The sequence below is a fragment of the Peribacillus huizhouensis genome, assembly GCF_014138605.1.
In the GTDB taxonomy this organism is placed as follows: Bacteria; Bacillota; Bacilli; order Bacillales; family DSM-1321; genus Peribacillus; species Peribacillus huizhouensis.
Genome location: NZ_JACJHX010000001.1, coordinates 579,355 through 596,256, shown reverse-complemented (window position 1 = coordinate 596,256; position 16,902 = coordinate 579,355). Strand labels below are relative to the sequence as shown.

General features: G+C 36.5%; 17 protein-coding genes. 7 read left to right on the top strand and 10 right to left on the bottom strand.

The features are described 5' to 3' along the window. Positions 1 to 442 precede the first annotated feature (442 nt). The 6 genes from HNP81_RS02755 to HNP81_RS02730 all read right to left on the bottom strand — a co-directional run bounded on the left by HNP81_RS02755 (position 443) and on the right by HNP81_RS02730 (position 6,072). Entirely contained in the window at positions 443 to 628 is a 186-nt protein-coding gene (locus HNP81_RS02755; RefSeq protein WP_028393240.1) for a hypothetical protein, read from the bottom strand. Positions 629 to 754: 126 nt separating this feature from the next. Continuing rightward, on the bottom strand, positions 755 to 964 hold the full coding sequence (locus HNP81_RS02750) for a YheE family protein (RefSeq protein WP_182501466.1): 210 nt from the start codon (positions 962 to 964) through the stop codon (positions 755 to 757). Between the two features lie 57 nt (positions 965 to 1,021). Beyond that, a complete protein-coding gene (locus tag HNP81_RS02745) occupies positions 1,022 to 2,221 on the bottom strand; it encodes a YheC/YheD family endospore coat-associated protein (protein WP_182501465.1) in 1,200 nt (399 codons plus the stop codon). Next, the gene (locus tag HNP81_RS02740; RefSeq protein ID WP_028393237.1) at positions 2,218 to 3,594 is read right to left on the bottom strand and encodes a YheC/YheD family endospore coat-associated protein; all 1,377 of its coding nucleotides are present in this window, start codon (positions 3,592 to 3,594) and stop codon (positions 2,218 to 2,220) included. The genes HNP81_RS02745 and HNP81_RS02740 overlap by 4 nt, the downstream gene beginning before the upstream one ends. Then, positions 3,572 to 4,669, bottom strand: coding sequence for a YheC/YheD family endospore coat-associated protein (locus tag HNP81_RS02735; protein WP_182501464.1), 1,098 nt, complete (start codon positions 4,667 to 4,669; stop codon positions 3,572 to 3,574). The genes HNP81_RS02740 and HNP81_RS02735 overlap by 23 nt, the downstream gene beginning before the upstream one ends. Before the next feature lie 38 nt (positions 4,670 to 4,707). Next, positions 4,708 to 6,072, bottom strand: coding sequence for a YheC/YheD family endospore coat-associated protein (locus HNP81_RS02730; RefSeq protein ID WP_182501463.1), 1,365 nt, complete (start codon positions 6,070 to 6,072; stop codon positions 4,708 to 4,710). A 194-nt stretch (positions 6,073 to 6,266) separates the two neighbouring features. On the opposite strand from HNP81_RS02730, the gene HNP81_RS02725 reads away from it, so the two are divergent. Both HNP81_RS02725 and HNP81_RS02720 read left to right on the top strand, forming a co-directional pair. Then, entirely contained in the window at positions 6,267 to 7,400 is a 1,134-nt protein-coding gene (locus HNP81_RS02725; RefSeq protein ID WP_182501462.1) for a DUF445 domain-containing protein, read from the top strand. 57 nt (positions 7,401 to 7,457) lie between these two features. Continuing rightward, the gene (locus HNP81_RS02720) at positions 7,458 to 7,808 is read left to right on the top strand and encodes a YlbF/YmcA family competence regulator (RefSeq protein ID WP_028393234.1); all 351 of its coding nucleotides are present in this window, start codon (positions 7,458 to 7,460) and stop codon (positions 7,806 to 7,808) included. A gap of 121 nt (positions 7,809 to 7,929) precedes the next feature. Here HNP81_RS02720 and HNP81_RS24525 read toward each other — a convergent pair whose 3' ends face one another. Then, on the bottom strand, positions 7,930 to 8,133 hold the full coding sequence (locus HNP81_RS24525) for a TIGR03943 family putative permease subunit (protein WP_376766709.1): 204 nt from the start codon (positions 8,131 to 8,133) through the stop codon (positions 7,930 to 7,932). Positions 8,134 to 8,858: 725 nt separating this feature from the next. On the opposite strand from HNP81_RS24525, the gene HNP81_RS02715 reads away from it, so the two are divergent. The 4 genes from HNP81_RS02715 to hbs all read left to right on the top strand — a co-directional run bounded on the left by HNP81_RS02715 (position 8,859) and on the right by hbs (position 11,347). Continuing rightward, complete coding sequence (locus tag HNP81_RS02715) at positions 8,859 to 9,725, top strand: Cof-type HAD-IIB family hydrolase (protein WP_182501461.1); 867 nt, start codon at positions 8,859 to 8,861, stop codon at positions 9,723 to 9,725. A gap of 112 nt (positions 9,726 to 9,837) precedes the next feature. Further along, positions 9,838 to 10,056, top strand: a complete 219-nt coding sequence (locus HNP81_RS02710; RefSeq protein ID WP_034302133.1) for a hypothetical protein — start codon at positions 9,838 to 9,840, stop codon at positions 10,054 to 10,056. 369 nt (positions 10,057 to 10,425) lie between these two features. After that, positions 10,426 to 10,836, top strand: coding sequence for a VOC family protein (locus HNP81_RS02705; RefSeq protein ID WP_028393230.1), 411 nt, complete (start codon positions 10,426 to 10,428; stop codon positions 10,834 to 10,836). Positions 10,837 to 11,074: 238 nt separating this feature from the next. After that, a complete protein-coding gene (gene hbs, locus HNP81_RS02700; RefSeq protein ID WP_028393229.1) occupies positions 11,075 to 11,347 on the top strand; it encodes a non-specific DNA-binding protein Hbs in 273 nt (90 codons plus the stop codon). A gap of 433 nt (positions 11,348 to 11,780) precedes the next feature. Here hbs and HNP81_RS02695 read toward each other — a convergent pair whose 3' ends face one another. Next, positions 11,781 to 13,463 carry a hypothetical protein gene (locus tag HNP81_RS02695; protein WP_182501460.1) on the bottom strand — a complete coding sequence of 561 codons (1,683 nt, stop codon included), beginning with the start codon at positions 13,461 to 13,463 and terminating at the stop codon, positions 11,781 to 11,783. 315 nt (positions 13,464 to 13,778) lie between these two features. Here HNP81_RS02695 and HNP81_RS02690 point away from each other — a divergent pair, with 315 nt between their 5' ends. Continuing rightward, positions 13,779 to 15,287 (top strand): coproporphyrinogen III oxidase, encoded by a 1,509-nt coding sequence (locus HNP81_RS02690; protein WP_182501459.1) that lies wholly within the window; start codon positions 13,779 to 13,781, stop codon positions 15,285 to 15,287. A gap of 350 nt (positions 15,288 to 15,637) precedes the next feature. On the opposite strand, the gene HNP81_RS02685 is transcribed toward HNP81_RS02690, so the two are convergent. Both HNP81_RS02685 and HNP81_RS02680 read right to left on the bottom strand, forming a co-directional pair. Then, the gene (locus HNP81_RS02685; protein WP_182501458.1) at positions 15,638 to 16,486 is read right to left on the bottom strand and encodes a dimethylarginine dimethylaminohydrolase family protein; all 849 of its coding nucleotides are present in this window, start codon (positions 16,484 to 16,486) and stop codon (positions 15,638 to 15,640) included. Positions 16,487 to 16,652: 166 nt separating this feature from the next. After that, complete coding sequence (locus HNP81_RS02680) at positions 16,653 to 16,841, bottom strand: YhzD family protein (protein ID WP_182501457.1); 189 nt, start codon at positions 16,839 to 16,841, stop codon at positions 16,653 to 16,655. Positions 16,842 to 16,902: the final 61 nt, after the last annotated feature.

The window sequence follows — 16,902 nt, the reverse complement described above, 5'->3', positions numbered from 1 at the left end:
TCACTCAGACGAAAATACTAGAATAGGACCTAACCATTAGGGGGTTGTGAAAACCCTCACGGATGGAAGTTTCACTTTATTATAACGAAGTTTCAACTATTAGGAAAATTCAATGCGCTTTCATGAGTAAGAGAGGAATGGAAAGTCGTTTGAAGAAGTTTCTTTTCTGTGGAAAAGGGGCAGTGCTTCGCCAAATCAGCTCCGCACCGCCACCTTCAAAAGGTTATACAATTTGAGCACCTAAACTTTTTTCATCGCTTAAGTTTTAAAGCAGACGCTTAACGGGAAAAAAGGAACCTCCACTTCAAGGCTTAGATGAGTAGGTGGGGGATAACTGCCTTAACAATCAGTAGGGGATTAAGAAAATTCCCTACTGATTGAAGTTTCACTTTATGAAGAAAAAGACAGACCTCGCTATGAGACCAGTCTATTTCGCTTCCTGCTAGTTACTTACGTTTGGGGGATCTTCATCATTAAAATCATGTGTCTCCTCAATATTTTGCTTGCTTCCTGATTGATAGACATTCCCACCTGCCATACCTTCATTAATAATTCGATCAACATCAAAATAGGCCGAATCTTTTCCCTCGTACTCAGTATCTTTAAGGAATGTAAACTTCTCCTTCATGTATGGATCCTCCTATAGGGTAGCACCTAGCTCGTAACGAATAGTCATTTAGAAGTTTGCCTATTCCTTGTCAGAGTTGTTCATAGTGCTTTTCAATTGACTATAGTTTGACCGAAGAAAAGGGCATTATTCATAAACGTGAAAAATCATTAAGTCGTGAATCATGCTTGTTAGCTGTATCAAATCAGCACGAGTGGGTTCTGAATTTAAATATTCAATTCTTCCATCTGGATGATAAATGGCTTGATACTGTTTTTTATGATAATAAAATGAAATCGTCCATCCGGGCAATTGATGGTCTTTATATAACGGTGCCACCTGGAAATGAGTGATCAAATGGATACCTCCGTAGGTGAGATTATAAGTATTATAAAGGAAGAACACTCAGATTTGCTATCTTGGAAGAAGCTTTGGTAAACCGATTTCTCTGAATATTTGTCGCAAATGCTTATGACGGGCTCTTTCAATTTCCGGCTCATCGAATTGCATGGGCTTTGTATTCACTTCATAAATAAAAAGATTCCCATTTAGATCCTCACCAATATCAATTGAAAACTCTCCGAAAAAACCAAATGCTTTGGAAAGGATGATTCCGCATTGTTCAGCAATCGTTTTAAATTGCTCGTCAAGTTCTACTGATTGTAATCGATTATATGGATAAAGCTTTCCGCCTTTAGGAATATGGGTGGTAACTTCCTGGGATTGAGACAACCGTACAGCTTTGCCTGTTACAAGATGGACTCCATTCTGATAATGAACAAGGATTCGATAATCGAAGCGATGGCCACGTATTTTTTTCGGTTTTATTGCACGCTGAGCAATATATTTTTTACGTAATAGTCTGTCACTTTCGGATTTCCAAAAATGATCGAAAGCAGGGTATGTTTCCGTGCCATTCGTTTTTTTTACAATTAGCTCTGAAGTGTTTATTAAGGAAAGTGCTGCAATGCCGTAACCGCGATTTCCTTTACCTGGTTTTATATAAATTTCGCGATGATGTTCAAGAAAATCTTTAAGTACTTGCGATGAAGACAGTAGAATTGTTTCAGGTAAAAATCTACTAAGATCTGGACTTTTAGCTAACGCTTCAAACATATCGTATTTATGAAAAAAACCTGGATTGAAAATGGCAATGTTACGAGCTTTAAAGTCATTTAGTAATGATTGGAATGTAGAGGTCTCTTCAAATGAACGGAAGGGAATTCGGTTATAAATGACACATGGCTTTGGCACCGAAACCTTCATCCATTTACCATATTCAACACTATATACAAGACCACGTCTGGTATTTGTTAAAGCATCTTCAGCAGTAAAAATAAATGAGAAGATCCCATGCTTTAAAAGCTCTTGATGCAAGTCATAAAATAATGGTAGGTTTCCAGCGATTCCGAAGTCGTTCTTTTTGTTTTGACAGGTCATGATTCCTACAGTCAAAATTCGGTTTCCGTGTTCCAACTTTGTTTGTACGGAAAAGGAGGGCAATGGAACTTCTTCACTAAAAGGAATTTCTCTAAGATCTTGACCAAAATAGGCCTTTTGACCAGAGGAGCGATGCTTCCACAATTGATTGGTTAAATCATAATACAATTTCATTTCTGTAAGCCGCCAGTGCTGGCGAGTGATTGCTCGGTTAAATAGACAGCATAGTCAAGAGCGAGTTTCCTTGTTAATAATTCAAAATCTTGTAATTTAGGGTGCGAAAAAATGGATCGACCTGGCTTTGAATTGGCTTCAAACATCCAGACTTGCCCTTGTTTATCTAATCCTAAGTCAAAACCAATTTCCGCAACGATTCCGTCTATATGTTCTTCGATGGCCTCACTTAAGATAAGGGCAGCTTTTGACAACTGTTGATGCACTTCAAATACTGTATCATCATCACCAAATAGTTCATCGAGAGTCATAATAGTACCACCATTTTTCACATGGGTTGTGAGGCTCCCCTCACCAGCAATTTTTGCGGCAATTGCAGTAACTTGCCAATCCCCATCAAGGTCTTTATTCGTATGGACCCTAAAGTCGATTGGACGGCGGTTATTACGTATTAATGATATTCCTTGTTGTACGATTAAATGGTCAATTCTTTTGTTTTTAAATACATGCTTCAGCATCGATTCCAGGGTAGAGAAGCGTTTTAATCGGTTTTCATTTTCATGATCACGATAACGACAGTAATACATGTCATCATGCTTATCATAAAGAACTTGGTGTATCCCTAATCCAAGGCTGCCGTGAATCGGTTTTATATAAACTTGACGATGTTCAGAAAGTAATGTTTCAACAATTGAAAAAGACTGAAATGGATAGGTGACAGGTAGGTAGGGAGTCGCACGTTCATCATCTATTAAACGTTCATATACATCCCATTTATTAAAAAAGCCTGGATTATACCAAGGAATGGAAAAGTCGGTTTGGAATTTTCGTTTCACTTCTTTTGGACCAGCTTTATTCTCTGTTTTTCGATTAGGTAAACGGTCATAGATGACATTAGGAAAAGGAAATTCACAAATGTCCCATTGATCGTCCTGATACACATAGCCACGAATCGTTTCTTGTTCCCAGTTGATATGATTTTCACCAAAAATGAAAGGGACGCATCCAGTCGTTTTATTCAAAGATAAAAGCTTAGAAAAGAATGAAGAGCGTTCACCCAATGGTTTCGTTAAAAAAGGTCCAAAGCCAGCAGAAAAGATGCCGACTAATGGCCCAATATGAATACTATTCTGGTAAGGGAACACATGCAAGGAAGTTTCTGTTTCTGGAAAGTATAACGCTTCAGCAAGAGAGCGTGAAAGTGCAAAGGTTTGCCTAATGGAGGGGTTGCTTCTTATGTCAGCTTGATGTGAACGATGTCCAAAGCAAACAGATTCCTTATCAGTAAAATTTACGATTCCTTCTAGCTCAGATGGATAATAAAAAACATCTCCCACCATATCAGTTATTTCAAATGGATAGATTTTCTTCATTGAATTCACCTGCTTTCACTAAGTTGTCAGAAAGATATTTACAATAAGCAATTGGAGCTTCATATAGGACATCTTTCTTTTCTGGTTGCAGAGTTTCAATAATTTTTCGACCAGGTTTTGAATTGATATCAAGAATCCATACTCGATTTTTTTGATCAATTCCAAGATCAATACCTAGCTCAAAAAGCGGCTGAAATCTTGATTCAAGCTCTTCGGGCAGTGTACGAAGAAGATGCCCAATGGTCAGCTCAATATATTTTTTATGGGGATTGTCAATTTGATTGATAAATTTTTCATAGGTTATAATTTTACCGCCTGTCGCTAAGTTTGAGGTGATACAACCCTTGTTCCCTTGACGAATGCCTCTGCCTTGTTCAACCCATTGATTGTTTGCGTCTTTTTGCAGGAGAATGCGCAGATCAAATGGTTCGTTTTCAAGATTGAATAATGGTAAATAAGGTTGAATAAGGAATTGGAATTTTTTTAAGAGTGATTCAATCCATCTAAGAAGCTGCTGCTTTGATTTGAAGTTTCTTTCATATCTTTTTTCCTGTTTGGTCATCGTTACCAGTGTACCGTCTTCAACCTTAGACAAAAGATAAATGCCGATTCCTCTTGATCCGAATAACGGTTTTAGAAGAATCTGTTCATTTTTATGAAGATGATTCCATATGGTTTCAGCATCTGTCGCCTGAGAGGTTTGAGGTAAATAGGCTTGAAGCAACGGCAAATCTTTAAGTTCGCTATAAACTTGCCATTTACTAGGAAGGCCATGACCGAGAAATTGAGCCTGCTCTTTTAGCCAAGTTATTTTTTTTCGTGCAATTTGATCGTCTCTTATTAATCCATGAAAGCTGCGATCATAGATAAATGTTGGGATAGGAAACTTTTCAGGCTCCCAAAGGTTAGCTTGCGGATTGTACGATTCACCTTGTAAAGTTTTGTTTGCTATGTCAATACTAGATGACTTGAATCGAAATACCTTCAAGTTGTTTTTACTCGCTCTTTTTGCAATTTCAGTACTATAACGTTGTTCTTTTGATAACTCGGATAACATGATCCCTAGGGAAATCATAGTTCCCGCTCCTTTCCGATGATAACGATTAGATGAGGTTAAGGCGCTTTACTTACATACAATTTGTTCATATATTCAACGATGTTTTTTACAGAGGGGCGAATTTTCTCAGAGTCTACATGGTATTTCTTCGAAGGTTTTGAATTCACTTCAATAATCCAAGGATGATTATCCGAATCAAGTGCCAAATCAATGCCAAGTTCCCCGAATAAATCATCTCGTTTGTTGTCAACAGTTTTGGCAATGGTTAAGGCAAGGTTGGATAAGCTTTTATAAATACGAATTACTTCTGTTCGCTCGAATACAGTGGAGAGAAATGCTGATGCATTTTTCATTTCGCCTCCTTGAGCGAGATTGGATACAATATGTCCAGCGTTACCCAGTCTTGCGACAATGGATGTGATCGACCATTCTTGCTTTTTATTTTTATTCAGTAGGACTCGAAAATCGGTTTTATGTCCATCAATATCGAGTAATGGGATGCCTCTTTGAACGATATAGGCGCTCTTTTTCGTATTTCTCATGAGGAACCGATAAAGTCGTTCCTCAGTTTCGATGAGATGAGTTTCTTTGCTATTACTTGAATGTTCTATGACCCATCCTTCTGAAACACGTGATAGCTTACATATATTACGACCTTGACTTCCAAACACGGGCTTTACAAATACTTCGTTATAAATTTTTAAAAAAGTAACAAAATCTACTTCGGATTGGAGTAGGATCGTTTCAGGCAAATATGGGGCTAGTGATTCTTCAGTTAATAAAAGAGTGTGAGTGTCCCATTTAGATAGAAAACCACCATTGAAAAAGGGAATGGAAGCATCGGTTAAAAATGTTTTGAAACGATTAAATGATTCAGAGTTTTCTAGTTTTCTTGAATGGATTCGGTTATACACAACATCAGGAACGGGCATGGACATCCGTTCCCAGCCTTCATCATTTGGAAGGTATCCTGTCACTTCCTTTGGTTCAACTAGTGTTTGAAGAGGAATGATGAAAAAAAGAAACCCATTCATGCAACAAAACCTGTACAATTCCCTAAAAAAAATTTCTAGTTCTCCAAACCCATTCTCCTCACTTAGTCTTTGATCGGTTAAAAGTGCAAGTATAGGTCCAATTGAAAGCTGCGTATTTATTGGGCAGAAACCTATTTGTACAGAGTATGAACAATTAGGTAGAGTTAGAAACTGCAGTACATTTTCAGGAATCTTAAGTTGTGATAGGCTATCTTGATGGGTACATACAAACACATCTATTTGTTTGAATCCTACTTCTAATGAGATACGGGTGGAGTCTTTGATCTGCCACTTTTTTAACAGAAATGGAGGGACATAAATAGTGGGAGTACGACCCGCAGTTCTTTTATCTGCAATTATTGAAACTTTGTCGTATAATATTTTCATCGTCAATCCCCGTTTATACTCAGTTTAGAAAAGTCCCACCACCAAATTTAGGCGATTTTGCTATTCTGGGTTATTGTATGTTCAAAGAATAAAGAATGTGTACAGCAGCCTATTAATATTTGTGATACAGTAAACTGTCATCAGCGGTGTCATTCCCGATGGGGTAGTTATATTCGAATATAAGGAGAATCTTCATGAATTTATTGTTAACCATCATTTTTATGGTCTTGATTGGTGCCATTATAGGTGGTTCGACCAACTATTTAGCGATTAAGATGCTATTCCATCCGTACAAGGCTGTATATTTATTCGGAAGACGGCTGCCCTTTACACCAGGTCTATTGCCTAAACGCCAAGCGGAATTGGCAACACAACTTGGGAAAGTGGTAGTTGAGCATTTACTTACTCCTGACAGTATTCAAAATAAGATCATGAACGCTTCCTTTAAACAGGATATGAAAGAATGGATGCAAGGAGAAGTAAAAAAAGTTGTATCAACTGATAAAAGTTTGAATGAGATGTTAACTCAATTTGGAGTACAGCAACCTGGAGAAAAATTGGAGAAATATGCCCAAAAAATTGTATTGAATAAATATAATAATTGGCTTACCGCACATCGCCACCAAACTTTGGATGAAGTATTACCTCCCCAAATCAAAGAAAAAGCTTCAGAAATGATTCCGACTCTTTCCGCGTGCATAATGCAGAAAGGAAAAGAATACTTTAACAGTGAGGAAGGGAAAGCACGTCTAGAGTTCATGGTTGACGACTTCTTGAAAAACAGAGGCATGTTTGGCAACATGATTCAAATGTTCGTGGGAAATGGCAAGCTTGTTGATAAGGTACAACCAGAACTTATCAAATTCCTTGAGCAGAAGAAAACGGTAGAGCTTTTTACAGTTCTAATGGTTGGTGAATGGAGTAAAGTAAAGCAATGGGAGTTTAGTAAGGTAGAGAATATGTTAGGAAATGAAAAAATTCAAACCTTGCTTTTAGAAAAAATGGCAGAAATACTCGCAATTGAAGAAATGATGACTAAACCACTGAAAGAAATTACGAATGATGTGGAAGAGCTAATTATTGAAAAAATGGTCCCAGCTGTCTTTGAGCAAGGTGTTGGCTATTTAAGCAACCATCTTACACCATTAATTGCAAAGTTACAAATCGAAAAAATAGTCGAAGAACAAGTTGCAGGATTCCCGATGGAGCATCTTGAAAAAATTGTGTTATCGATTGCCAAAAAAGAATTATCGATGATTACATATTTGGGTGCTTTATTAGGTGGTATTATCGGAATCGTTCAAGGATTAATTGCTGTTTTTATGTAATTTTCAAGTTCGATTTGGTATAGTGAATAAGAGAAATTCGAGAATGGGGGAATAGGAATGAGTAATCTATATGATTCAGCATATGATTTAGAAAAAGCAATCCGTGAGAGCAATGAATATAAGGAGTTAAAAAGCCTGTTTGATCAAGTTAACAGTGATCCATCTGCTAAAGGGATGTTCGAGAACTTCCGTAATTTGCAGATGAACCTACAACAAAAGCAAATGACTGGACAAGAAATCACGCCAGAAGAAGTCGAGCAAGCGCAAAAAACAGTGGCGTTAGTCCAACAACATTCAACCATTTCAAAGTTGATGGAAGCAGAACAACGAATGAGCATGGCAATTGCTGATTTAAACAAAATTATTATGAAACCGCTAGAAGATCTTTACGGTTCTCCACAACAATAATATTGCCCCTGTTAATTCGGTAACCTATTCATATCAGGGTCCAATCCAACAAATAAAAAAAGGGAGTCTCATAAGGGTTTGACCCTTGCTTATGCGACTCCCTTTTTTATTTCATTTTTTTTTATGGGTGGATTTTAATTATTGAGATTGTAGAACCGTCGTAGTTCGTTTGCTCGATTGTACCAGTTAGTTGTAACCATTCGTCAAGAGGCAAGTGTGCAACGTCCCCTCTTGCCATAAAACCGTATACGGTTGCGGCGGCAACCCAACAGGTTACTCCAAATCGTGCAACAATGATTTGATCGTGAAGTAATTTCTTTTGCAAGGCTGAATATTCAATTTCTGAAATTGGATCTGGTTTTTCTGTAGTCCATTCAGTATTGTAGTCATTTACACTAGGATTAGCAGCTGAAACAGTTGTATCTGATTGTGAACTAACGCCAAGTTTGATCGTTGGTTCATTGCTACGGAACTATCGAGCATGATTATTTACCAACTCTAGAAAAGTAACAAAAAGACAAAAAAAGTAAAATAATAGGAAGGTTGAACGGTCGTTTAGTAGCTTAAATAAATGGGTCACAATAAAATTACTACCTTAATTCTAGTAGCCCTATCAATAGGATATGCAAGTTTAGTAGATTGAGACTTAAAAAAGATTAACGGGAGCAAAAATGAGCTATAAGATATAATTCATAATTATTACGTTTTAATGAGTTGTGATTATATGAATAGTCATTAAATATAAATCATAATCATTCCAATTTATAAAAATTTACAAAAGAGAATAGTATCAAATTACAGATTCAGCTCCTGATTGAAAAAAACATTGAATGATACCTCGCATGAAAAAGCGGATCAATCCTGCCAACTTTTATAAAGGGTGGCTGATAGTTTTTTTATAAAATCAAATCTAATAGGACTGTTTTTAGCCTATAAATGTACCTCGTTTCAATGCAACTTGGTTTTACTTATATTGTGAAAAATTCTTCCTATTCCAATGTTCTACCGTTAATTTTTTCTTCATAAATTGGAATAGAAGGGGTGGTCAACATGGTGTATCGCTTACTAGCCGTGAATATTGATGGGACATTGCTTCAATCGAATGGCCGTTTACATAAATCCACGAGGGAAGCTATTGAATATGTACATCAAAAAGGTGTGAATGTAGCCCTTGTAACGTCAAGAAATTATCTTTCAGCAAAGAAAGTAGCAAAAGCATTGAAAATAAATCCAATGCTGATTGCTCATCATGGAGCCTTTGTCGGTTCAACAATTGAAAATGCAATTTTTGTGAAAAGAATTAGTGAAGAATTAACACTGGAAATAGTTCAGCTGCTTGAAAAAACAGAATGTCAGATACAATTAATCCGAGAAAAATCATTGATCGGAAATCGCATGAATCTTCCTGAAAATTTGCTAGGAAAAACGATCATCTACAAAAATGAGCCTAGTGTATATTCGCAGCACTTTGTTAATCTTTTAAGCGAAGAGCTAAAAGAACAGCCATTTTCACCTGTGAAAATCGATGTGATTTTTAAAAGTCGTAAAGATTACGCTGATTTGCACATTTTACTAAAAGAACTCTTCCCTGAAGTGGAAGTAATGGCAAAACCTTACCAAAGGTTGACGATTGTTCCAAAAGGTGTTTCAAAATGGAATGGAATCCTTTATTTAGCGGACTATTTAGGTGTTAAAAGAAATGAAATTGTCGCAATTGGTGATGATGAAGATGACTTCGAGATGATTTCTGAATCAGGCCTAGGTGTTGCGATGGGCAATGCTCCAAATAAGGTAAAGCTTGCTGCTGCATGGGTAACTCGTACGAATGATGAACATGGTGTGGCCTATATGCTGAGGGAGTTTTTTAGAAAACAGTACGATATTGAATTTTTAACGAAGATGAACTTATTGAAATAATCCACCACAAGTAAAATAGGTGAAATATATCATCCATGATTGAGCAGATTATTCTTCTTCTTCGAAATTAATCATTATAATAAAAGATTAATAAGGGAAGAGGAGTGACAGGATGAAACAACGATATCTTTTTGAATACGAAGTGCTTTCTACTCAGAAAAAAGGTGAATTTAGCCAAGTAGCAGAAACAGAAGAACAGGCGAAAACATTGATCCACGAAAGAATCGTCGACTTGGAGTTCACTGAGGATGAAGATGTGTTAATTGGAAAGTTATTAAAAGTATTAGACGCTGAAAAACAAATTTTTCAGTGTGAAGGCTGCGAATCTTAATTTTTTCATCTGTCTATTCTAACAAATCAATAAAAACACATGGTTTTGAAACTCGCCATGTGTTTTTTGTTGTTGATTCCGTATTAACGGGTAGGAAAATAAGACGGGATCGTTAAGGGAATTACCTCTTAATGAATTAGAAAATGATTAAATATACTTAGTATTTATAACCCGAGTGTGATGATTCATAATGATGAAATAGTTCTGTTTTTAAAATAAAATGGAATATTAGAACTTATTGACTTATATTATCCATTTATTTTGGATAAACTTATAGGACAAACTACTACCGCTCAAGATTTACCTCAGGTAAAAAATACGATGTCTATCAAAATAGGTCAAAATAATGAAACGGAGAGGGGAGAGATTATGGGGGTCCAAGAAAAGAAAATTTTTGTGAATTTACCTGTTAAGGATTTGGAAAAATCTATAGACTTTTTTACTCAACTAGGATTTGAATTTAATGCTCAATTTACCGATGAAAATGCGACATGTATGGTTATCAGTGATCATATATTTGTCATGTTGTTAGTTGAAGAATATTTTAAAAGTTTTATTAAAAAAGAAGTTTCTGATGCAACTAAAAGTACAGAAGTTATTTTGGCACTATCTGTTGAAAGTAAGGAAAAAGTTGATGAGCTTGTCGATAAGGCTTTAGCAGCAGGTGGTAAGGCTTCAAATGATCCGGTCGATCATGGGTTTATGTATCAAAGGAGTTTTCAAGATCTAGACAGTCATCAATGGGAGTTATTTTATATGGATGAAAGTACAGTTGCTTAAGCTTAATAATTGATTTTTAAAGAACTACAAGGCATCATAATAGAGAACAAAATTTAACATAAATATTTAAAATTAATTACATGAGTACATTCAAATATCATTGTAATTTTCTACTTATCAATATTTATAGGAATTTTGTTTGCTTTTTCTTAGCCTTACTAGGTGACAGATATAGAGATAATATGTTATGGTGTCATTTCTACATACTATTTAAGATTAAAGGACGAGGTGTATGACTATGAACAAAACTGAATTAGTAAGTGCTGTAGCAGCACAAGCAGAATTAACAAAAGAAGACGCTAAAAAAGCTGTAGATGCATTGATTGAAACAATCTCAACTACACTTTCTAAAGAAGAGAAAATCCAATTAGTTGGATTTGGCACATTTGAAGTACGCGATCGAGCAGCTCGTACGGGTAGAAATCCACAAACTGGAGAAGAAATCCAAATTGCTGCTTCTAAAGTTCCTGCATTTAAGCCAGGTAAAGAATTAAAAGAAGCTGTTAAATAAATCTTTTTATAATTGTGTAAAAATACTCTGGGGATGAGATAGTCTCCAGAGTATTTTCTATTTAAAAAAGTTTTTTTGTAAAACGCTAACCTTTTCCATAGTAATTGGTAGAAAATATTTTTTCGATGGATGTGAAATTCTTTTAAGGTTGATTGCTAATAAAAGGAAAATCTTTTTGTGAGTTTTTTGAGATTAGGTGCTATCTGTCTACAGGTTAGATGTTTACAAGAATATACCTGTTACTAATAAGAAATCAACTTATGAAAGATCTTCTTTTTCGAGTAACGTGGCAGCATAGTTGATGAATTGTATAGAGCCCTTTAGGTTTTAATCGACCCAAGTTGTTAGACGCTTACATAGAATTTCAATGAAAATAATAGAAAAGGGACTCCCACGGGTTTTCGTAACCATAGAGAATCCCTGACAATTAGTTTTATGATTGAATGAATGGCCTTTCCTTCAAATGGGCAGTATGCTCTTTCATATGAAGATAAAAAAGTTCATAGCGAACCCATTTGAGCGGGAACTTAAAGGCAATTTCATTTTTCTTGTTATACAAAATGACATGCTTCTTGTTATATTCTACTTTCTTGATCTCATGCAAACCGATACTATGCTGTTTTGATCCATCTTTCTTTATGAGCTGCTGACCGGTAATTAAGATATTTCTCTTCTTATTTTTTGTGAATTCGAAAATGAACAATGCCGCTCCAATTAAGGTGAAAAAAATGGAAGGCAGAAGGGAGCCTTCAAATCCGGTAAAAGCCGCCCTAATCCAGTGGGTAATTAGTAGGGCTAAATAGAACCATGCTCCATTGCTGAGCTTTGGCGAGCTTTCATAATAAACACTGTTTTCATATTCTAGCTTTTCCTCAGCTCTTTTTTTGAAAAAGGTCTGCTTATGTTCTTCAATGCTACCCGAATCGAATTCTACAAAATCGGTATATGTACCGTCCCATAGATTTGCTGTGTCATCGCCATCTTCAAGGGCATAGCCGCCTACCCATGCAGCATACACACAGCCGTGCTCTCTGAAACTCGTCAGATAATAGCGTACTGGCTGTCCATAAGCATTTTCAGTATCCACTATATCGATTATCTGAATGTCATCGGGTAAGCGGATTATTCCGTCCTCATCCTCAGGTAGGTTGATAATAGTGGAGAAGAGCCTGGTTTTGGCCAAATGAGGCTGCTTTCCTTCAGGGATTGGATAAAGATGTTCCAAATTCTTTTCACACAGTTCCCAATATGCCATTTCTGCACTTTCGATATGCTCTGCACATTCCAATAAAGTACTTTGCTTAAAAGGAAGGTTTTTTGCTATACATACAAGGAGGGCTTCTGTCTTGATCAAAGGATCACGGAAATCAAGCGCCATCTCGAGCTCGTTGCCAATTTGCGGAGTATAATAATATTCCATTAAACTAATAAATAGCCTCATTTGGTTGCGGACAACAAAGTAGCTGTCCTTCCAGGCAGAATAAACATATTTTGTTGAATATTCGGGATTAAATTTTATGTAATCCTGTTTCACAGCTTGATAGTCTTCGAGTAAGAAAGAGAGAACAGTCTCTTTTTTATATCCCTGTTCATAGCTGGATTTGTTAAGAGACAATAATAAGTCATATAGCTTGAACTTATAATGGTTTGAATGGAGCTTGTCAAGTGAGGCATCAAGGATTCCTTTAATAAGCACAGGATAGGATGCTAACTCCCTAGCTGGAATAACGAAATCCTCTGTCTGCATCAACTTGACGATCTTTTCTTCGAGAAAATAAAAAATATCATCATCTTCTGTCGACAGCAAAAATTCAATGACCCTTTCTTTAGCCTGCAGGTCAAAATCGTCAAAATACTTTATCAAGCTCTCTATGACTTCAGGCATTGGAAAATCGCAGACAAAATCGATTAAATAAAAGGAAGGGTTGTCCCATTGATCCACGCGCTCTGGAAATTTGGAAGCCGCAGTTTTTATGATATCCTTAAGAACATCCATTTGGACCTCGAGCCCATCCTGATGCTTATATTGAAAAAGCTGGTCAAGAGCCTCGTATCTTTTTTTGGGGGTTTTGCTTTTCACTTGCCTTAAAATATTACGCAGTTTTAATTCAATCAAGTATCTCACCCTGTCTTCCAATCTTCTATTTTACTACAAATACCAATCTATTTTATATCTTTAATAGTTTTATAGTCAAACCCCCAAATGGATCCTCAGGGAGGGTTTATAAGTTAATTTGTAAGCGTTAAAAACTTATTTTGGACCGCAAAATTTAATGTCAGCAAGAAGGGGGCGGATTCCAATTTTTTAGTTGGAAAAATGCTGGATTAGTCGCTAGCAAATTGCTTTGGCTGTTGTTAACATTGACCGAACTAGTCCAATTCTGTAAAATGAAAAGGATATTTACGAAATAAAATTAAACAGGTGATCATTTTGCAAATTGAAATAAAGGGATTACATGATGAGCGGTTTGAACGTCCGCTTCGAAATATTGCGAACTTATTTTATGAAGAATCGGAAATCGTTTTTGGTGACGTGAAAGATGCAGATTTTGAAGTAACCTTGCATTATGAAGTTACCGATAAAATTACCGTATCTGCATCGCTACTAGATAGAACTACGGAAAATAGCTATTTAGCTGGTTATTCCCAAGATCTAATTCCAGCAAATACAGATAAAGAGCAGTTTAAACAAGTGAAGCGGGTTGTTTCCCATGTGTATTTGGATGTGCTTCAACAAGTCACAGGTATCACACAGAAATGGGGCATCTTAACTGGAATCCGTCCAACCAAACTCCTCCATAATAAGCTTCAACAAGGGCTTCCGAAAGAACAAGCACATGCTGAACTTCGTGAAGATTATTTAATTTCTGATGAGAAAATTGACCTGATGCAGCGTATTGTCGATCGACAATTGGCAGCCATTCCGGACTTATATGAATTGAAAAAAGAAGTGAGCATCTATATCGGGATTCCATTTTGCCCAACTAAATGTGCCTATTGTACATTCCCTGCCTATGCGATTAATGGCAGACAAGGATCTGTGACTTCGTTCCTCGGCGGTCTTCATTATGAAATTAAAGAAATGGGCCGCTGGATGAAAGAACATAATGTAAAAATCACCACAATTTATTATGGTGGCGGTACCCCAACAAGTATTACTGCAGAGGAAATGGATATGCTGTACGAAGAAATGTATGCAAGTTTCCCAGATGTTGAAAAGGTTCGTGAAATAACAGTTGAAGCAGGGCGTCCGGATACGATTACACCAGAAAAGCTAGAAGTATTGAAAAAGTGGAATATCGACCGAATTAGTGTGAATCCGCAATCATATATTCAGGAGACGCTGAAGGCAATCGGGCGCCATCATACGGTTGAAGAAACGATTACGAAATTCCATCTTTCAAGAAAGATGGGCATGAACAATATTAATATGGATTTAATTATTGGGCTTCCTGGAGAGGAGCTTCCTGAGTTTCAGGTTACTTTGGATGAGACGGAAAAGCTGTTGCCAGAATCACTAACTGTTCATACGTTATCGTTCAAACGTGCTTCAGAAATGACACGCAATAAGCAAAAATATAAAGTAGCTTCACGTAAAGAAGCTGAGAAAATGATGCGAACGGCCGAGAGTTGGGCTGAAAAGCATGGTTACACGCCATATTACTTGTATCGCCAGAAAAATATTCTCGGCAACCTTGAAAATGTCGGTTATTCTTTCCCTGGTCAAGAAAGTTTGTATAATATCATGATCATGGAAGAACAGCAAACCATTATTGGGCTTGGCTGTGGGGCAGCGAGTAAGTTCCTTGACCCAGTTACAGGGAAGATTACTCATTTTGCAAATCCAAAGGATCCTAAGTCATACAACGACAATTTTGAACACTATACGGAGAAGAAAATAGAGATTCTTGAAGAACTGTTTGGGGTTGTACAAAAATAACAGAAGCAGAACCCTAGACCATAACAGAAATGGTGCTGAGGGTTCTTTTTTTACTTAGGCTCTTTTCGTAAAGATTGTTGTTTTTAGCAAGAAACCAATTCGAACAGATGTTGATTGTAGTGGAAGGTGCGAGACTCCTGCGGGAAAAGCGTGTTGAGGGAGACCCCGCAAGTGCAAAGCACTGAGGAGGCTTCTGAGACCGCCCGCGGAAAGCGAGTACCTGCAACGGAAATCAACCCGGGTTATTAGTGTAAAAATGATTGAAAAGCAACAAAGTATGTGAAAACAGCCTTTACTTAAAATGTAATATGCGTTGCTTCCAGGATTTATGTATCAAATCGGGAAAATACTTATTCTCGTACAAGTGGCATTGTACAGCATCGAAATGACCCGCCTGATTTAATGATTTCAGACATATCTACTTCAATTACCTCATATCCCCTTGTGCGAAGTTGATTATTCACGCCCTTATTGCCGGTAAGACTGATGATTTTTTTTCTGCCAATTGAAAGAACGTTTGTCCCTAAAGTGAATTGTTCACAATCATTAATTTCAATCAGGTCATACCGTGAGTGAAGCAAATCAATTTCTTCTTTTGCAAATGCTTCTGGAAAAAATAGTGCTTCAGTTTCAGAGATGATATTGAATACACAATCTAAGTGTAGAAATTTATTATTAAACGGTAAAGCGATGATTTCAAAATGCGGTAGAAGATTTTGTAGCTGTACGATAGACTTTTCATCGGTTCGAGAACTAACGCCAATGTAGATAGATTTTCGATCAATTAATACATCGCCACCTTCAATATGCGCCATTGTTAAATCGTAAAATGGAACCTCCGCTTCCTCAAGCCAGGATTTTAATACTTTGTCCTCACCTTGTCGCAAATGATTTGCCATTTCTGCTACAAATACTGTTTTTCCAATAGTAAAACCAATGTCACGTGTAAAAACTTGTTCAGGAAACTTTGCACGGGCGGGAAGTTGATATACTTTTACATCTAAATCCTCTAATTGTTCAATAAATTGCTTATGTTGCTGCATAGCCAACTCTCGATCAATGTTTTCATTTTTATATTGCTTTTGAGTTTCATTAATCACTTCACGGATTTCCATATATTGTGGCTCACAGACAATTACTTTTTTTAAAATATTGTATTCATTCATACAGTAGTTAACAGTGTTATGATCTACGAACATATTTCTCCTCCTAATTTAACTTTTTCTTGTATTCTTTCCCTTTTTCCTTCACGGTAAACTAATATGGCGTTAACACACCACCTCTTACTATGAAGGATATGTCGTTTTTCATACACGTATCTATTACTGTATTTAGTTGTTGTAGGGGTCTGTTATGATCCTTTATTTAAGGGTGAAAGAGAAGAAGTTTACCTGCGGATGAAGTACAACGGTGTGTTTTCTGTTCATAGTTTTTTTCAATTAATAATCGCTGACCTATTTCTTTTGCCATGTCATCATTTTCAGCTGTAAAAGCCTCATCTAACAATTTTTCCCCTGATGATTCAAAGACTGTCAATTTATAAATATTGCTCATATAAAACACTCCTTTATATTCTTGAAAATTATTTGTGATTAATTTGCAATTTTCATAATAT